The sequence below is a fragment of the Acidobacterium sp. S8 genome (genome assembly GCF_009765985.1).
GTDB lineage: Bacteria > Acidobacteriota > Terriglobia > Terriglobales > Acidobacteriaceae > Alloacidobacterium.
Genome location: NZ_LMUM01000014.1, coordinates 18,259 through 37,381 on the forward strand (window position 1 = coordinate 18,259; position 19,123 = coordinate 37,381).

Annotated in this window: 9 protein-coding genes; 5 read left to right on the forward strand and 4 right to left on the reverse strand. The window is 52.3% G+C overall.

Annotated elements, in window-relative coordinates:
* Positions 1-39: 39 nt before the first annotated feature.
* Entirely contained in the window at positions 40-1,023 is a 984-nt protein-coding gene (locus tag GSQ86_RS03890; protein WP_158748656.1) for an SDR family oxidoreductase, read from the reverse strand.
* Positions 1,024-1,477: 454 nt separating this feature from the next.
* Between GSQ86_RS03890 and GSQ86_RS03895 the strand changes: the two genes are divergently transcribed.
* Complete coding sequence (locus GSQ86_RS03895) at positions 1,478-4,540, forward strand: hypothetical protein (protein ID WP_216840999.1); 3,063 nt, start codon at positions 1,478-1,480, stop codon at positions 4,538-4,540.
* Between the two features lie 151 nt (positions 4,541-4,691).
* Positions 4,692-5,597 (forward strand): VWA domain-containing protein, encoded by a 906-nt coding sequence (locus GSQ86_RS03900; protein ID WP_254062117.1) that lies wholly within the window; start codon positions 4,692-4,694, stop codon positions 5,595-5,597.
* A 77-nt stretch (positions 5,598-5,674) separates the two neighbouring features.
* Here the strand turns inward: GSQ86_RS03900 and GSQ86_RS03905 are convergent, their stop codons facing one another.
* Positions 5,675-7,054: a Gfo/Idh/MocA family protein gene (locus GSQ86_RS03905; protein ID WP_158748659.1), complete on the reverse strand. Its 1,380-nt coding sequence runs from the start codon at positions 7,052-7,054 to the stop codon at positions 5,675-5,677.
* A 29-nt stretch (positions 7,055-7,083) separates the two neighbouring features.
* A complete protein-coding gene (locus tag GSQ86_RS03910) occupies positions 7,084-10,524 on the reverse strand; it encodes a TonB-dependent receptor (protein ID WP_158748660.1) in 3,441 nt (1,146 codons plus the stop codon).
* A gap of 310 nt (positions 10,525-10,834) precedes the next feature.
* Here GSQ86_RS03910 and GSQ86_RS03915 point away from each other — a divergent pair, with 310 nt between their 5' ends.
* Together GSQ86_RS03915 and GSQ86_RS03920 are read left to right on the forward strand one after the other, a co-directional pair.
* A complete protein-coding gene (locus tag GSQ86_RS03915) occupies positions 10,835-12,073 on the forward strand; it encodes an acyltransferase family protein (protein WP_216841000.1) in 1,239 nt (412 codons plus the stop codon).
* Between the two features lie 267 nt (positions 12,074-12,340).
* The gene (locus GSQ86_RS03920) at positions 12,341-15,571 is read left to right on the forward strand and encodes a TonB-dependent receptor domain-containing protein (protein WP_256366816.1); all 3,231 of its coding nucleotides are present in this window, start codon (positions 12,341-12,343) and stop codon (positions 15,569-15,571) included.
* A gap of 88 nt (positions 15,572-15,659) precedes the next feature.
* Here GSQ86_RS03920 and GSQ86_RS03925 read toward each other — a convergent pair whose 3' ends face one another.
* A complete protein-coding gene (locus GSQ86_RS03925; RefSeq protein ID WP_158748662.1) occupies positions 15,660-16,709 on the reverse strand; it encodes an alpha/beta hydrolase fold domain-containing protein in 1,050 nt (349 codons plus the stop codon).
* A gap of 383 nt (positions 16,710-17,092) precedes the next feature.
* Here GSQ86_RS03925 and GSQ86_RS03930 point away from each other — a divergent pair, with 383 nt between their 5' ends.
* The gene (locus GSQ86_RS03930) at positions 17,093-19,006 is read left to right on the forward strand and encodes a TIM-barrel domain-containing protein (RefSeq protein WP_371720128.1); all 1,914 of its coding nucleotides are present in this window, start codon (positions 17,093-17,095) and stop codon (positions 19,004-19,006) included.
* Positions 19,007-19,123 lie beyond the last annotated feature (117 nt).

A 19,123-nucleotide genomic window follows, 5' to 3' on the forward strand; every position in this document is an offset into this window, starting at 1 on the left:
TCTTCAGTTAACCGGCAATCTTAGTCGTCTAAAATGCCATTATCCGGTTTGATTGTAGCGTGAGCCTGCCTTTAGTCCGATCTTGGATGCCGGCATCCACTCCTGGTCGCGGACTTCTGCTCCACGACGAAGGCCGGTACTCTGTGAAACGGACTGCGGCAAGAGTAAACGGTTCACTGAACTCATAGCCTGGGCTGCAAACTCGGGAGCCAGATTGGAGAGCCGTGCAGCGAGTATCGCCTGAGGCGTAATGGCAATCTCCGTCGTTTCTGAAATCACAGCGCGTGCGATTTTGCGCGCCGCGTGACTCGCACTCGTAGAAACGATCGGCAATGTGGCCGCCAGGCTAAACCACCGATACTCTCTAGGTGCGTCTCCGGAAAAGAGCGCGTTCAGATGGGATCCTGTCCGCATCAACCCTGGACATACGGTGAGGACATGAATTCCCTTTGCGCGAAGCTCGGCATGCAGACCTTCTGAAAAACCGACGGCGGCAAATTTACTTGCCGTATAGGGAAGCATATGCGGTACGGCGACCTTCCCGCCAATGGAGGTTATATTTACGATGATTCCGCTTCGACGGCCCAACATCTGAGGAAGCGCTGCGAGGGAACAGTGGAGTCCGGAGAAAAAATTGGCATCCATGACATCGTGAAAGTTTTGGACGGTTTGGTTTTCCACCGGGCCAACGGTAATCACGCCTGCGTTATTGATGAGAATATCGATCTGGCCAAAATGCTCGGTCGCACGTTGGATGAGGTACTCGGCTTCTTCTGCTTTACGCAAATCGGCAGGCACCACGAGGACGTACGATGCGGGGATCACTCTTCTTTCGAGAAGAAGCTGGCGGGAACGCTCAAGTTCTTTTTCATCGCGGGCTGTCAGCACAAGCTTTGCGCCGCGGCGTCCGAACTCTTCGGCCATTGCGAGACCCAGTCCACGGGATGATCCTGTAATCAGCACTACTTTATCCAGTAAGCTCTTTGCTTTCCTTCGGCGCATCATGCGAGATAGCGTCACCATTGTTGTTCCTGCGCATAGGAGGCCGGCGCCGGCCAGAGTCGCTCCGCAAACGAATGCTGCTTTTCTGATATTCATCAAAACCTCACAATAGGGTTCTGCTTATTGAGATGCGTGCAACCAGCTACTCCAGCGGTGAAGGCGTTCATCAAGGCCTATTTTGAAGGCTAGAAAGGTTGCCCTGGCTCGCAGCTGAGTATTGGTTCGGATTGTGTTGCACCTATATGAAAACCCTTTTCATAGAAAACAACAACAAGCTTGGACTATCAGACGCAAATCGATTATCTTTTGTCCGACAAAGATAAGCCCGCCGAATCTCAGCCCGAGCTTCCTTCAGACTGATTGGCGAGCGTTTGAAGTTGGGCCACTGAATCCGCGTCCCGAAAGGGGGCGTTCGGCTATGAAGCTTCCTCTTCGCGTTTGTCGGCTGGCAGTTGTCTCAGCTGTTTTTGTGTCTATGTATTTCTGTTCTTATGACACAGGCGCAGCACAAGACAATTCACCATCACCACGCCCTGATATCCATTTCGCTGGCGACCAGCAGGTCGAGGGAGTGATTATTCCCGGTCCGTTGCGATCGTTTCTGCGCATGGGGGGCATCAGCCAGAAGATTGGTCCTGAAGACGTGTTGCCGTTGTTGGCACGAAATGTCTATCTCCACGGCTATGAAAGCGGGGTGGAAACGGAGTTTCTGCGGCTGCTGGATCGATACGTGCATCAGGCGCGAGAGCTTCAGGTACTTGCCAGCTCAAACGGGACAATTCACGTAGCAAATTGCACCGACGCGACTCAGTTGCTTCAAATTCTTGGCTATCAGTTTCGGCAGGGATGTGGGCAGAAAGGCTCATTTTTGAGTACGGCAAGTCCTGAAAGAGCTTTTCTGACTATCGACTCAGGATTTCCCCTCACCCTTCTTGAAGAAGACCTTCGGAAAGGTGTTCCGTTTTCCTATTCTTTTCCATCGACGCGGGTTCCTATTCTGTTTCATGAAAGCGACTGGATTGGAGTCAGCTCCTGGAAGAAGAAAAACGGAGGAGATGTAGTAGACGTGCTCATTCACGAGCCGTCGATAGCCCGCCTTTACTCAGCTATGGCAAGGATGGATATCGAAACAGGCGATGCACTGCGGACATCCCCAGGGCTGAGAAAATTGCTTCCTTATGGGCCGGTACTGGATTTCTATGGAAGCCAGATAGCGATTCAGGCGGGGCATGTGATGGTGCCTGGCGGTTCTGACGCAGAACGAGGTTGGAAAGATCTCGTGGGCGTCAGCCTCGATTCGCCAGGAGATTTTGTCATGCACCTGGTGGCGAAAGACGGCGGTTGGATGGCGGTTTATTTCGACGCGCTGTCACGTGTCAACAAGACACAGCAAATACATCTCACCCAAGGCGCTCGCCTGAAGCGCCTTTACGAAGCTTTTCAATCGGATGGGCCCAATCCTGCTGCAACGAAAGGAGTATTTGCAAAGGGTTCAGAGCTGTTGATTCTGTATACCCGACTTGAATGGACGTCGACTGGCGGACCTTATGTGCCGGGAAATCTGGATGTGTGGAAGGAAATTTTTAATCGCAAGCCGGATTCCAAACTCGCTCGAGACTGGGCTAAGCGTTCCCGCGACTGGCGAAGCTCGGAGCAACTGCTTGAGGGTGTAGTCGCTCTTTGCCGTGAAGAGACAGACAGCGGGCCGCCGCAGATGTACTTGCTGCTGACAGAAATAGACAGCAAGCGGCCTGCCGACAAGCGACTCGCTGACGGAACCGTACGCATGGTCGCAAATACATTCGCGCAATTTAATAGTTGGTACACCATATTCGCGGAATTTCCAGAGCTGGATGATGCCTCCATCAGCAGCTTCGTGAACGTGGCGGAGGGGATCGACAAGATCTCAAACCAGCCTCTACGCAGCAATACGCTTGGATCTTTTCAGGCTAACGTTGGAATCTGGCAGATTCTTGCGCGGCAGGGTGAAATTCCACCGGCTGAGATGAACGCGTCGTGGCAGAAAGTTGTTGAGCCGTTCGCGAAGATTTCATCTTCTCCTCAACTCTTTGACGCGGCCCGCAGTTCACTGGGGGCCGCGGTGCTTGGTGCGACAGGCAAGAAGGAATATTCACAATCGGATGTTGTTTCCCTGCTGACAGGACCCGCCCAGCAAGAGGCGGATGGCCGGCGTGTGCATCAAGAGATGGCTGCGAAAATTCTCAATGTTATGGATGACCAGCGGCTTGCTTCCCTCGACACGCTATTCGCTCTGAACGATGGCCTACACGAGTTGGCGCAGGGGAAGGGCGACAGCGATAGGATGCTTTCACTTGCCAGTCAGCTTCGCGACTTTGAGCTACCCCGCCCTATTTTTACCAAAAGTGAAAAAATTCAATGGTCACCAGCCGTATACAGCAGCCGTCATGCAGAACTGCAGGCAAAGACCGATTTAGCAAAATTGATTAAGGCGTCTGCTTCTCCATCGCAGTTGGAAACAGCCCGCGGTCAACTCGCGCCTTTCTTCCGCGATACGCTGGTGGGTTTCAACTATGCCTACTATGAACCTCCCGATGCACAGATCCTGCACAATAACCCGCTGTTCGTCCGCTCGCATGATTTCGCGGGTGTAACGATCATCGGCGCAGCACAATTATGGGGACCGCCCGATTTAATCGGAGTGGGTACGCCTGCCGGAGGCGGTGCATATCTGATGGGATCCCTTGCCGATCTTCCTTATGTATTGGCATCGACGGAGGAAGATTTTATCGCTCCCGAAAATGTGCAGGCTCTGGTTTGGAAAGAAATGGTGCCCGATCTCCTCGTCAGCGGAACGCTGCCGCGCTGGTGGAAGGTTAGCCCGAGTGAGCTTCACGCTGTCACCCTTTATCAGAAATCAGGGGAAGAGCTTTTATTGGCTTCTGTGAAAGACCCTGCGATGCGAAAAAATATAATCAACATACTCGCGGATAGAATGACTCCCCGGCGTTTGGAGCAGGTTGATCGCGCCATTCAGCGTCGAGACGTATTGATGGTGATGCAACCTCCTCTGCTTCCCGCCGATACGTTTTACCTTGCGTCGGAATATCGCAGAAGATTTCCCGATGCGGCTGCTCTGGCAGGTCCGGCGAGTCAGGAACTGAGTGATTTGTGCCGCAAAGATCCTGCGGATACAAATGCGGAAAACATATCGAAAGATTTCGGTGTGCCTCGCCCGACGCTGACACGAAGTTATTCTCGCGAGTTGCTTAACCTTAAACCGTTTCCTGTATTTGGCGGGTATTCCTATCGGCTCTTCGGTGAATCCTGGGATTCAAGCAATCTCTACTGGGCGCGGCTGGCAGATGAGATGGGCTATTCACCTGTGATGTTGAATCGTCTCGCTCCTGAGTTGACTGGCAGGATGGCAGCCAAGATTTTTGCAACAGATCTTGATGATTGGCCTGCAGTGTTGCAGGCCATGCGGGAGACGGGTGACGAATTTCGAAAAGGCAAGCTTAGCTCACAGCAGGTAGCGAATCTCGGCGTACCCAGATAACAGGAGCACTATGGCAAGAAAATATCTCCTATTCTGCAGTTTATTGTTGATTCTTTTCTTCTGTAATGACGCAGGCGGCCGATTGGGACTTGCCCAAGATGAAACATCACGGATCCGCGTGGACGTTGTATTAGTGCAATTGAATGTTGCCGTGACTGATCACAAAGGCCATTACATCACCGGTCTTCGTCCTGAAGATTTTGTTATCACCGAAGATAAGCTTCCGGAAAAAATTGCTACCTTCGAAGAAGGCAGTGAGCCTATTCGTAAACTGATCGATGTACCTCCTTCTGCAAGCAGTGGGCCCTCTCAGTCAAGGCTAAGCTCGACACCACAACCAGAGCAGCCTTCATCTACGGGAGATGCAGCAAAGCCGGCGTCTCCTCTTGCCGGAGCCAATGTCTTCATTCTCTTCGATACAAGCAACTACATGTACCGGGGATTTGTGTTCGCGCAGGATTCGATTGCGGACTTTATCCGGTCGCTGGATGGCGTGAATAAGATTGCCTTTTACTCATATAGCCGCAATCTGTCGCGCGCTACTCCGCTCACCTCGGACTGGGATCAGGTTTTAGGCGGAGTCCGCAGCACTGTCGCAGGAGACGACGCAGCTCTTTATAACGGCCTGTTATTAACGGTAAAAGATGCAGCTCAGCTTAGAGGGCGGAAGGCCATCGTTGTGTTTTCTAACGGTCCGGATAACGCAAGTTCCGTTCCACCGGAAGATGTTGCTGAGCTGGCACAATCCACCGGAACGATTATCTATATGGTAAGCACGCAGCTGGCGCAATCTGATCCAATTTCTACTGCAGTATTCGACCGTATGAGCAAGGCGACGGGCGGTAAGGCATACTTTTCCAGAAACTGGGGAGATGAGAAGAAAGCTTTCGCCGCAATTCGTGATGATCTCGCGCATCTGTATTCTCTCAGCTACTATCCGCAGTTAAATTCGAATCGCGGGTGGCGTGCTATCACGGTGAAACTGGTGGGGAAAGATTTACAGAAGTACCACGTGCGTACTCGGGATGGCTATCGTTTAAGGCAGACAGCTCAGTGAAGAAAGCCCTTTCGAGATATGTTGTCACAAGACAGAGCAAGCAGGCTTCCGCAAAATCACAGAAGCCTGTTCTCTTATCAAGCCTGGGTAGCGATGGAAGATGCTTGACGTTGCTGCCAGTTGCCTCGAGTGAAATCGGGGAACTTCACCGGTGCGCTTCCTTGTTCAACTGACAATCGGCTTAAGGGACCTGGCGCCGACCACGCGGCCGCATCGTAAACATCCATGTCTGGCGCGATACCCTCGCGCATACACTGTAACAAGCGATATAGCATGATGTAATCCATTCCGCCGTGGCCACCTAACTTCTGCGCTATCTCGCCTTCTTCCCTCCAAAGAGGATGTTGGTACTGCTTATAGGGATCGATGCTGCCCCATGCCTCGCCTCCCGGCTGGCCGTCAAAATAAATACGCGGCGGATAATCGGCGAAGACGCCTTTCGTACCAGCGATGGTGTTAATGCGATCGTACGGATGCGGATTCGAAACGTCGTGCTTAACGGTAATCGTCAAACCTTTGGAGGTCTTGATAAGCGACGTATTCATATCGCCGGTAACGTAGTGCTCTGCCCATTTGGGGTCTGACTGCGATACGTGCGCTTTACGATAAGCCTCGAGCCCTCGCTGAGGTGTGCTCATCGAGACGATGTAGTCGAATCTGTCGCCTCGTTGAATGCTCAGATAATTTGCGACAGGACCCAGCCCGTGTGTGGGATACAGATTGCCATCGCGTTCGGTATGTATTGCGCGGCGCCAAAGGCCTTCACCCTGATTGGAAAAAAGTTCTTCGCGCAGATCGTGGATGTATGCGCCTTCTCCATAGAGCAAATCGCCGAACATTCCAGCATGAACCATACGCAAAATCAGGGTTTCGTTGTAACCGTAGCAGCAGTTCTCAAGCATCATGCAGTGCCGGCGTGTCTGCTCCGAAGTATTCACGAGCTTCCAACAGTCGTCGATCGTCGTCGCTGCGGGTACCTCCACGGCTGCGTGTTTGCCGTGTTTCATTGTGGCAACTGCCATCTCCACGTGCCATTTCCAGGGAGTGGCAATAATCACAAGGTTGAGATCGTCGCGTGCCACCAGAGATTCAAAGGCGTGGTCGCCGCTCGTATAGAGCGTCGGTGTCTTTTGTCCCGCTTTTTCTACGAGCGACTGCGCATGAGCGGCCTTCTCCTGCACAACATCGCAGATTGCGATGATCTGGGCATCTGCAGCTAATAAATTGTGAAGAAGGCTTGTGCCTCGGCCTCCCACGCCAATGATGCCAATCTTCGGATTAACACGCTCAAACGGCACATCGATCATCGTTGTTTTCAGATCTTTCTTCTCGGGTTCGCTTTTGTTTTCCGCCTTGGCCGAGTAAGAAAGTCCCAGTCCTGCTGCACCCATGGTACCCAGGCGAATAAAACCGCGTCGCGAAACATCGCCCAGCATGTCCTTCATTTCATCTGTCATCGCACATCCTGCATTTTTGAATTGGTGTTTCAGTAATAGAACTTTAATCCAAATTGAATCTGGCGCGGTGCGCGCGCCGCGGTTACATATCCAAAGGTGGTTGAGCCAAGTACCGTCGCATTATTGCTGTTCTGTGGCCCCGGAGCTGCGAAGAGAAAATTCGCATGGTTGAGCATGTTATAAAATTCTGCGCGGAATTCGAAGTGGCGATCTTCGCTGATCGGGAAATCTTTCAGAATTGAAGCGTCCCAATTTTCGACCCCTGGACCACGTAACGTGTTCAATCCAACATTGCCGAATGACCCTTGCTGTGGATCTTGAAATGCACACGTGTTGAAGAACGTTCCTGTCATGCAGGGCTTTCCATTGGCCTTTTGCCCGGGTACAACATCCGGTCGTTGCTGACCGTCGGAGTTCGCAAAATTTGCATTCGCATCGGTCACCGTGAACCATGTTCCGGAAGATAGAGTGACGATGCCTGAGGTTTGCCAGTCGCCGATGATCAGATTGGTGAACGTGTTTACATCCGAAGCGAAGTGCTGTTTGTGTCCGAAAGGTAGATCCCAGGTATAGCTGGAGACAAAGCGATGCCGTACATCGAAGTCGAGATTGCCATATTCCCACTCCGGATGTTTGCTCCAGCGGAAGCTATCATTGTTTTGTGCTCCGAGATTTGCATTCGATGAATCACCTAGCGCATGGCTATAGGTGTAATTGACCAACGCCGTAACCCCACCGCGGAATCGGTGCTGCAGCTTCGTTTGCAGTGCGTCGTAGACTGAAAAGCCTTCCGAGTTGAGATAGCTGATAGCGGCATCTATATACGAAAACGGGCGACGTGGAGCGTAAGGAGCGGAAGCATCGGCACTGGGGGCGGCTTGGTTTATGTTCGTAAAGGTATAAAGCTTCGTTGCTTTGGATCCTACGTATGCCACTTCAAACAAAGTGTCTTGTCCCAGTTGGTATTGAACGGTTCCATGCCACTGCATAGAGTAGGGCGTGCGCAGGTTCAATTGCAGTGAAAACAGGTTCGGTGTATTCGGATCGCTGAGAGAGGTAGAAGGGAAGCCATCCGACAACTTCAGCAGTCCGGGCACGGAGCAATCCAGAGCGCTGCCTGCATAAGCAGATTGGCTGCAGGGTGCCGTAAAACTTTGACTGGAAAAATAGGGAGGATTAAATCCAGGACTGGGATTGCTGTACGGCCCGTTTTCATCGCCGTTGAAGAAGACGCCATAGGCTCCGCGAAAGACCAGCTTTGGAGTGATCTGATAAGCGAGTCCCAGACGTGGAGCAAGATTGTTGAAGTCCGTATTGATCAACTTGTCTGACGCCGCATGATTCACGGGCAGGATCTGAGCGAGAGTGGGTGTCAGGCTCACATCGCTGTTATGTGGAATATCGAGGTAGCCCGTAACTGGATTGAAATTCGCCTGCGCGTTGTGCCGCTCCGTAATTGGAGAAAAGAACTCATAGCGGATACCGGCATTGATAGAAAGTTTCGGCGTCACGCGCCAATCGTCCTGGAGAAAGAGCGAGTACACCTTGCGGAAATAATCAACATTGTTCAGGTTGTTGATGTTTCCCCCGTCAGCCTGTCCAGTCAGCATGGAGGCAAAACCGCTGCCGCCCGTGCCCTGTGCCGCGGGGTTGTCAAGATACTGTGTGCCAAAGCTGAGCGAGCCACGCGGCGAGGCGGGCTGATAGATAGTGAATTCTTCCGGCCTGTATTCTCCGCCAAATTTCCAGTTGTGATTTCCAAGGATCAACGTGAAGGTATCGGACACGCTGTAGGTATTCTGGATTTCATTTGATGGAAGATAGGTGGGGCTGCCCAGCGTTGACATGTCGTTAAAACTCAATTGCGGCAATCCGCCGTTATCCGTGCCTGCCTCATAAGGCACGCCTGGAAAACCCACTGATCCCGATACATCCTGGTCGTAATTGAACTGGAAGCGACTCGAATGGAGACGGTTATAGCCGAGGCGTAATTCATTTACCTTCTTGGGCGAGAAAATATGCGTCTCACTTGCAGCAATACTATAGCCGTTATTTTCTTCGATGCCGGAGAAGAAGCCGCCACCATCTGCTATGCCGGGGAAAGGCCCGGGAATCGTAGCCGGCTGCCGGCTCATACTGAAGCGATAGAAGGCATTGTCATTAGGCGTGATGACCTGATCGACCCGCACATCGCCTTGATTTCGGTCACGGCTGAGAACAGGGTTCGAAACGTAGTTGTAGCCTGCGGCATTTGCGTTTGGCGCTGGGTATAACGCTGCGAGCGCCAGTCCGAGGGAATCGATCTTGTTGGAAGGAAGTACATTCGATGGTGTCCCGTCAGCGTTATATGAGAAGGGAAAACCGCAGTAGCCGGTAGAGCTGGAAGCGCTGGCCTGTGTCCGCGTCGTATCAAACAATTCGCCTGAATAAGTGGGCCTACCGTTGCAATCGTTAGCGCCGGTCGGAGAAGTCAGATCGAGTTGGTTGCTGAAGTCACCCATCCGTTGCGCATCTGTTGGTACAAGCGAAGTAAATGTCTGTCCCTGGCTCACTCGCAACCCCTCATAGTCCACAAAAAAGAAGAGCCGGTTGCGCAGGATCGGGCCACCGAGGGTAGCTCCAAACTGGTTCTGATGATACGGCGGCAGCGTCGTATCGTAATAATTGCGTGCGTCGAACATCTGGTTACGCACGAACTCATATAAAACGCCGTGAAACTTGTTCGTACCGCTCTTAATTGTGGCATTAACGACGGCGCCCGTCGCACGCCCAAACTCCGCAGCATAGGAGTTCGTCTCGACACGAAATTCCTGCAGTGCATCTACTGAAGGCATCACGACATAGTTGGCTTCATTCAAGAGATCGGGCAGATTGGAGTTGTTGTCGATGCCATCAAGTAGGAAATTATTTTGCAGTGAGCGCGCGCCGTTTGCGCTGAATCCGTATCCATTTTCGTCGCGTGCGCCTGGCTCACTCACTGTGACTCCTGCCGTCAACTGTGCCAGCTGCACCGGATTTCTTCCGTTGAGTGCAAGCGTCACCATGGTAGTGCTATCGACAAGCTGGCTGCGTTCCGATGTGTCGGATTCAAGTAATGGAGTCGATTCGGTCACTTGAACAGTTTGCGTGACCTGGCCAGGTTGGAGGGAAACGTCGAGTCTTTGTCGCTGCTGTACATCGAGCGTAAAGGGCGCAATCTCTGAGGTCTTAAAGCCGGTTGCAGTAACTGACACACGATAAGTTCCGATACGCACCGGACTAATGGTCCAGTCGCCAGTTTGATTGCTCGTCGCGTGATAGATGTAATTTGTGTCGATATTTACAGCTTCAACGCGCGCGCCTGCAACAATCGCGCCAGAGCTGTCCGTGACTTGCCCTGTGATGGAAGCCGTATCTTTCTGGGCTAAAACAACAGGAGCCAGGAAAAGGGGAAGGAGAGATGCAATCGCACTTCGACATAGGCGGATCATCGGAATAATCTTTCCTTTCACGCTGAATCACGACGATTGGCATTACGAATAGTGGCGAATTATTTCGTGTAGTACCGGAGTGTAGGGGGTATATCTTTCGGCTGTCAACAAAAACCGCACATCAATGCGTTCATTTATGGCTCATATTCGCAGGATTAATAGTTCATCGCTGTAGACTTGTGTGAATCAGGATTTTGCTTGTAGAAAATTCAGGATTTCAGTACGATCGTTCGAAATTCAAAATGGCGGTGTTCGTAATAAAGCGAAATGCCTATTTGAGTTTCGTGAGCATTTGCTCATGGAGGTGAAGATGTCGTCCGCGATCCAGGCAGAGTATTCTCAGGCCAGTTTTGTTCCGGCTCCGGCAGCGTCCGCAGTGCAGGCTCCGAAGCGCAATGTCGCGGTGGATGCCTATCGCGGGCTGGTAATGCTGCTCATGATGGGTGAGGTGATGAACTTCGCCAAAGTCGCACAAGCCTATCCGGGAAGTTTGTTCTGGAGGATACTCGCCTACAACCAGACGCACGTGCAGTGGGCAGGGCTGGGTCTGCACGACATGATTCAGCCGTCATTCACGTTCCTGGTAGGAGTGGCTCTCCCGTATTCCACTTATAGTCGTATGCGCAAAGGGCAGACATTTGGCCGTTTGCTTTTGCACACGATATGGCGAAGCCTGCTTCTGATTGCGCTCGGGATTTTCCTCCGCTCCATAGACAGCACCCAAACTTATTTCACTTTTGAGGACACCCTGACGCAGATTGGCCTGGGCTACACATTTGCCTTCCTGCTGGCATTCTGCCGTCCCAAATGGCAGTGGGCTGCATTCGCCGCCATTCTTTTCTGTTACTGGCTGGCATGGGCTCTCTATCCTGCACCGGGTCCGCACTTTGATTACGCCGCAGTAGGTGTTCCCGCCGACTGGCATCATAATTTCACCGGCTTTGCGTCACATTGGAACAAAAACAGCAATCTCGGACAGGCCTTTGATCTCTGGTTTCTGAACCTTTTTCCGCGCATCTCGCCATTTGCTTTTAATGATGGCGGCTACCTTACTTTGAGCTTCATCCCGACTTTGGGGACGATGTTGCTGGGCCTGTTTGCCGGGCAGTGGTTTCGAGCTTCCGCTCCAAAGATCCCGCTGCGGCGGTTTCTTATTGCGGGATTAATTTTGTTTTGCGCGGGTTTGCTGCTGCACTTTACGGGCGTTTGCCCCATCGTAAAGCGTGTATGGACACCAAGTTGGACCCTTTTCAGTGGCGGGATATGCTTCTTCTTTCTGGTGGCATTTTCCTGGATTATTGACGTAAAAGATCACCCAAAATGGGCATTTCCGCTGGTAGTTGTTGGCATGAACTCCATTGCTGCGTACCTGATTGCGCATCTTTGGGAGAACTTTATTATCAGTAGTCTTCACATCAATCTGGGCTATCGAGTTTTTCAGGTCTTCGGTTCAGGGCTGGAGCCGCTGATGCTCGGCATCACCGTGATGATTCTCTACTGGCTTGTCCTGTTCTGGATGTATCGGAACAAGATCTTCCTTCGGATCTAGCTGGCATACTCAAGGGTAATTTCACGAGCTTTTAAGGCCAGTCCCTGTCTATGAGATCTACTAAGGGTAGCTATTTTTCCATGCTGAACGATAAGCCCTTCGTTTCGAAGAGAATGGCACCATTTTCGAGAGAAACGCAACTAAATCGAAAGAGATAGTAATAAAACGCTTGCTAAAAGAAAAATAATGTGACTATACTTCGTCAACTCGACCCCGCTGTTCAAGGGAAAATCTGGCTTCGATCTACATCTTTTTCGGAGGCTCCACATGTTGTCGTTATTCCATAGCAGGCTATGTCGTTCTGGCCGCGTCCCTGCTTTCATTGTCGTTTTCCTATTCGCGCTCATTTCCTTTCCGGCATTGCGAGCTCAGACGCTCAATGCAACTTTGCGGGGAACTATAACCGATAATTCAGGCGCCGTGGTTGCCGGAGCTCAGATCACGCTTCTCGAGCCGGCCACGGGACAGACTATCCGCCAGGCCAGTTCTCTTTCGAGCGGCGATTTTGAGTTCGATGAAATCAAGCCGGGCACCTATGAACTACGCTGTAACGCCACTGGATTCAAGGTCTTTGTGGCGCAAAACATCGTTCTCGACAGCGGACAGGTGCGGCGCCTGGATGCGCAGCTTGCTCTCGGGCAAGCGGTAGAACAAGTGACAGTTTCCGCAGGCGCTTCTGTCATATCCACGGAATCGCCGACAATTTCGGACATGTTCACGGCCAAGCAGCATGACCAATCGCCGCAGGTTACGATTTACCCGAGTACCTGGTATCAGTTGACGACGCTAGCCGGCGTGCAGGGCGGTACCTATCCTCCGGTAGCAGATGGAGAGGTGCAGTCGCAGCAGACCCAAACTTTTGACGGCATTGCGAATGACCTGCAAGGCATACAGAACAATAACGCCAACTTTTTCGAGCAGGTTTCAGCCACAGTGTTCAATGCTCCAGCGGAAAGCCCGGTTCCTGTTCAGATCAGCCAGGTGACGAAACGCGGACAGAACGCGTTTCATGGAAAAGCCACGTATCGCATCTATGATTCGGTCTTCAATGCCGCTGGCTATTTTGACACAGGCAAGACTCCTTATCTCCAGCACGAATGGGATCTGGAAGCGTCCGGGCCTATATGGAAAGACCACACTTTCTTTTACGGAGCGTGGTTTGCACAGCGTATTCCGCTGGGAACGTTTGTGACCGCGAATGTCCCGACGACCCCCTGGCGTAATGGCGTATTTTCGAGCACTATCATCGACCCGTCTACCGGTTTACCTTTTGCAAACAATACGATTCCTGCAAATCGCATTAGCTCGGTTTCGGCGGCAGTTCAAAGTCAATACTTGCCGGCCCCCAACGTAGATACGAATACGCCCGTTAATAACTATGCATTTACCTTCCCCTTCAATAGCGATCTTTATCGCGGCGATTGGCCGATCGTGCGCATCGATCACAACCTGACGAAGAGCAATTCATTATTCGTGCGCTGGCTAATGCGGCAGACGCCCTATGTGCTGAATAACGGGCTCCCAGGTCTCATCTGGACACGCGCAAGAAAGCACCAGCAATGGGCGGCAGGCGATACCCAGATCTTTTCTCCTACGCTCGTGAACAACTTCCGGTTTGGATATTCGACGGATTACATCATCGATGGCCAAAATGAGGCGGGGCAGACTCCACCTGACGGCAGCAAAGTCCTTTCTTCCATAGGGCTGGAGGGTTCGAATCCAAGCCAACTCACTGGTCAGGGTTTTCCGGAAATGGACATTGCCGGTCTCACCTCTCTGAGCGATGTTTCTGGTGGCGTGAAAGCCGATAACCACATACTTACGTTCAACGACAGTATTGACTGGCAACTCGGGCAGCACTCAGTGAAGTTCGGCGGCAGCATTCAACATTACAGTAATTTCTATGGCGTTGTGCCAAACTACGGGACCTTTACATTTGACGGATCGATTACCGGCAATTCCTACGCCGACTTTCTGCTTGGGCTGCCGCAGGAAAGCCAACGCGTAAACCCGCTCGGTAACCAGTCACAGACGCTGAATGAGTATGGTCTTTATGCCGAAGACTCATTCAAGGTTTCACGCAAGCTAACACTGACCTATGGAATGCGGTGGGACCTATATGGGACACCAAGCTCCGACAGCCACCTGATGTATAACTGGGATCCGACTAGCGGGAATGTTATCGTCGATCCCAAAGCCATAGCCTCGGTTAGCCCACTGTATCCCTCCGCCATTACTGTTGTGCCTGGAAATGTTCAGGCGATTGCGGACAAGAGCAATTTTGTTCCTCGCATTGGTGTGGCATACGCGCTTACCGATCACTCTGTTATTCGCGGCGGCTATGGCATCTTCACGTCGCGCTTCGACAGTGCTGGAGCCTTCAACAATTTCCTGCCGATCAATCCGCAACTTGGGTCTACCGGACCATTTTCGATTAGCGAGATTTATCAGAATGTGGTCAGTCCCGGAACGACTCCATTGCTTTCCTTCCCGAATCCCTATCCATCCAGCACGGCCAGCGCGAGTGTGCCGAGCCAAAGTGTCAACGGGTATCCTCGCGATCTGAGTCACGGGCATATCCATCAATACAGCCTTAGCTATGAGGAAGAGATCGCCCATATTGGGCTCCGTGCCTCCTACCTTGGCTCTGTGGGCACCGGGTTGAACTATTTAGTGAACGTTAATGTTCCGCATCCAAGCACAACCCCGTTTACCGCTGGTAGCAGGCCGTATCCGCAGTTTTTCTCTACTAACCTGCTTCGATTTGACGGCGGAACGAGGTTTAACTCGCTTCAGCTCGAGGCGAAACGAAGAGTAGGAAGCCTAACTTTCAACGGAAGCTACTCTTACACGGAAAGCCTCGCTAACTATCTCGATACAGAAAATCCGTATGACGTGCTGAGCCATTGGGCAAACGATGGCCAAACGCGTCGGAACTATGCGTCAGCGAACATGGTCTGGGCACTGCCGTTCGGAAAAGGGCAGCGTTATCTCTCAGACAGCGGTAATACGATGGACCGCATTGTTGGAGGATGGTCGACGAGCGTCGCGACGTTCCTTGCTTCTGGTCTAGGCTTCTCGCCGGCATTCACTGGAACTGACCCATCGAATACTGGAACATTCGGTGGATTGCCCGATCTGGTTGGAAACCCAAACAGCGTTCCTGGTGGAAAAAACTACAACAACTGGTTCAACACATCCGCGTTTGCGGTTCCACAGGATGGTCACTTCGGCGATGCCCGTCCGAATAGCCTGGAAGGCCAGCACCTTTATCAAACTCACCTTTCTTTGACCAAGTCAGTCGCTATCACGGATCGCATTCACTTCAACTTCATGACGCAGATGTCGAACCTCTTCAATCATCCGCAGTTTTTAAACCCGAGCGGAAATATCTCCGTACCAGGCGGAAATCAATTTACAAGCCAATACGGAACTTTCGACTCACTTGAAAGTGGACAGGTTCGACAAATCACATTCCTTGGAGGGTTCACTTTCTAGCTTGATTGGAAGTGAATCGATCCAATCTTTCGCAATGGGCCCGTTACTTCCGGGCCTCATTTTCTTTGTGAAGAACAGGATGCGTTCCTTACTTTCCTAAATGTGTATCGAAGAAATGCGCCATGATCTCATCGGCCTCGTGCGATTCGGGCAGATCGACGTCGTTCCAGAAAGCGTGGGGCAATGCTTCGAAAACCACCAGTTGCGCATCGGCACCGGCACGCAGGAAGGCACGATGCAGGATTGTGGTTCCGCTCAATAAAAGATCGCGGCCACTGGTGATAAAGAGCGTTGGAGGCATGCCCTTCAGGTCGGCGTACAAGGGCGATAGAACCGGATCTTTGGGATTCGTTGTGCCGACGTATTCGGGGTCGTGCGCGCCTTCAAGGACTGGAGGAGATAGATAACCTGACAAACCACGAAGGGCGTACATGGATTGCGAATCACCCGCGAGACTGAAGTCTCCCAGCCCGGAGAAGATACCGAGCGCTCCGGGAAGCGGCAATCCCAGTTGCTTTAGTTTGACTGCGGTTTCTGCGGTCAGGATCGCGCCTGCTGAGGTTCCATAAAGCGCAATATTCTGCGGCTTATAGGTCTTGAGCAGTTCTTTGTAGACTGCGACCGTATCCTCGACGGAGGCCGGAAACGGGTGCTCGGGAGCGAGCCGATAGAGGACGGCAATGACCTTTGTCTGCGTGAGATTGGCGATGGGAATGGTCTCGGTCAGCGAGCCTGAATCGGAATTGAAGCCGCCACCGTGCACATTGATGAGCACGCGACTGTTCTTGCCGTTGCCGGTGACCGGAGGTGTGATGATTCTCACCGGCACTCCTCCGATTACGCCGGACGCGATAGTTGCGGGATAGGCTTGCCGGTATGCTTCGCCCGCCTTTGCCTGCCAGGTATCGGTTTTGGCGCGCCGGTCGGCGAGAGACTCAGCTGTTGGTCCGTCGGAGACAGGCTGCGCGAGACTCTTCTGTGCCTCCGGACTGATGGTTTTTGGTACGGGCACGATGCGCGAGACATGCGCTGTTCCCTGTGCGTCTATGAAGCTGGCATTTGACTGCGGGGCATTCGCGGACGTGGTCTGAGCCAGCGATGTTCCGGCCAAAGCTGCAGCAGATAAAACAACAATCATGTTGAAGTTCTTCATGCAGGCAATAGAACACAGGTGGGCGCAGGAAGTCGAGTGAGTCTATGCGAACCTATGGCAAGAAAGGTATGGTCTATTCTGATACGTCATTCGAATGACGGGAGATCTGAATCTGACCTGTGTGAGGAGCGCGTTACTGCATGTCGAAAATAAATCGGCGAGATCTTGCTAAAGGACTGACTGCGGCAGGCATTACGGCTGCGAACCTTGGAAGAGGAACGATGGCTTCTTCTCAAATCCTGAAGGCATCAAGTGAGCAGACTCTAAGTTGGAATGAAGTTTTTCCTGGCATATGGAAGACGACACTTGGAACTCCGGAAGTCCATACTGCCGTAAGTATGCGTTCGGTTCGTCCCGCCGCGGAGGCAATGCGCGCGCTGCCGAGTGTTTCCAATCCTCCTCTTTCAAATTTGCGCGGCAGGATAACGGCGCGGGGTTGTCAAATTTCCATTCCATTAGCCTCGGACGAATTAATGTATGGTTTCGGGTTGCAGCTGCTTTCCTTTCAGCAGCGAGGAAAGAAGAGAATTGTACGGGTGAATGCGGACCCAAAAGGAGATTCCGGAGATTCACACGCGCCGGTGCCGTTCTATGTCACGACTCACGGATACGGTGTTCTGATCGATACGCTGCGCCATGCCCAGTTCTACTGCGGCGAAGCACATCCGAAGCCAGTTGAGCCGACGACGAATCAACATTCAGTTGTGAATACTCCACAGGATGCTGGAGGAAAAGGTATTGCGACTTCAAGTGAAGTGTTGGTAGAAGTGCCTCGAACCGCGGGAGTGGATGCGTATCTCTTCGCCGGGCCAACGATGCAGCAGGCTGTGCAGCGCTATATTTTGTTTTCTGGTGGCGGCGTCGTTCCGCCGGAGTGGGGGCTGGGCTTTTGGTATCGAGCCGAGTTGCATGCCGATCAGGCAGCCGTGCTTGCCCTTGCCCGGGAATTCCGTGAAAGCAAGATGCCTTGCGATGTGATCGGTCTGGAGCCCGGCTGGCAGACTCACGCTTATTCCTGCAGTTTCGCGTGGGATCAGAATCGGTTTCCTGATCCAAAGCAATTTGTGAAGGAGGCCGAGCAACTAGGCTATCGAGTGAACCTGTGGGAACATGCATTCACGCATCCGTCATCGCCGGTATTTTCTCAGCTCGTGCCATATGCAGGCGATTTTGCGGTGTGGGAAGGACTAGTGCCTGATTTCGCTGGCGAACAGGCGAGAGAGATTTTCGGAAGCTATCATGGCGAGCACCTGATAGATATCGGGATTTCCGGATTCAAGCTGGACGAGTGCGACAATTCAGATTTCACCGACGGTTGGTCTTTCCCCGACATGAGCAGCTTTCCCTCCGGTCTGGATGGAGAGCAGATGCATGCGATTTTCGGCCTCAAATACCAGCAGACAATCTGGCGGCAATTTCAGCAGAGACAGCGTCCGACCTATAACCTCGTCCGGTCGAGTGGAGCGTTGGCAGCGCCTTATCCGTTTGTCTTGTATAGCGACCTTTACGATCACCGGCAGTTTGTTCGCGGCGTGGTGAATTGCGGATTTTCCGGACTGCTTTGGTGCCCCGAAGTTCGCGATGCGGCGAGCGAAGAAGATTTGATTCGACGCCTGCAGAGTGTCGTGTTTTCTCCGCTCGCCATGGTGAACGCGTGGTACATCAAGAATCCGCCATGGAAGCAACTCAACAGAGAGCTGAATAACTCAGGGCAGCTGGCGGAGAACTGGAAGGAACTCGAGGCCCGCTGCCGTGAGATTATCGGGTGGCGCATGCAGCTTGTGCCTTATCTTCTTGGCGCTTTCCGGCGATATGCCGAGAATGGAACGCCTCCGTTTCGAGCGCTTGTTCTTGATTATCCGGATGATAAGAACCTTCAGACGATTGACGACGCATACATGATGGGAGATCGTATGTTGGTCGCCCCTCTATTTGCGGGTGAGGCGGCTCGGAAAATTGTTCTGCCGCAGGGCAAGTGGCATGATTTCTGGACGGGAGAGCTTGTGCTGTCGGATTCCACATTCGAGGTGCCCGCCTCGGCCGACAAAATACCGGTGTTTGTGAAATCTGGATCTGTGATTCCTATTGCAGGTGTAGGCGCCTCAACGGGCGATCCGGGCAGCCACGAACTGACGGTGCAGATTTACGGCGACGGTCATATTTCATGGCGTGCGCAGGAAGAGGCCAGTGAGATAGAGCTTTCATGGGACGCGACACGGGCTGTGGGGAACATTCGCGGCAACGGAAGGTATCGTGTGAAGCAGTGGAAGCCTATGGGCTAGAAGCTGCTCTGGATTGGGTTCCATAAGCCCAATAGGAGTCTGATAATCCTTCGTTAAGAATATCGAGCATGTATTTCGAATTCTTTGCTCGGGAACATTCGATGTCTAAAACTCTAA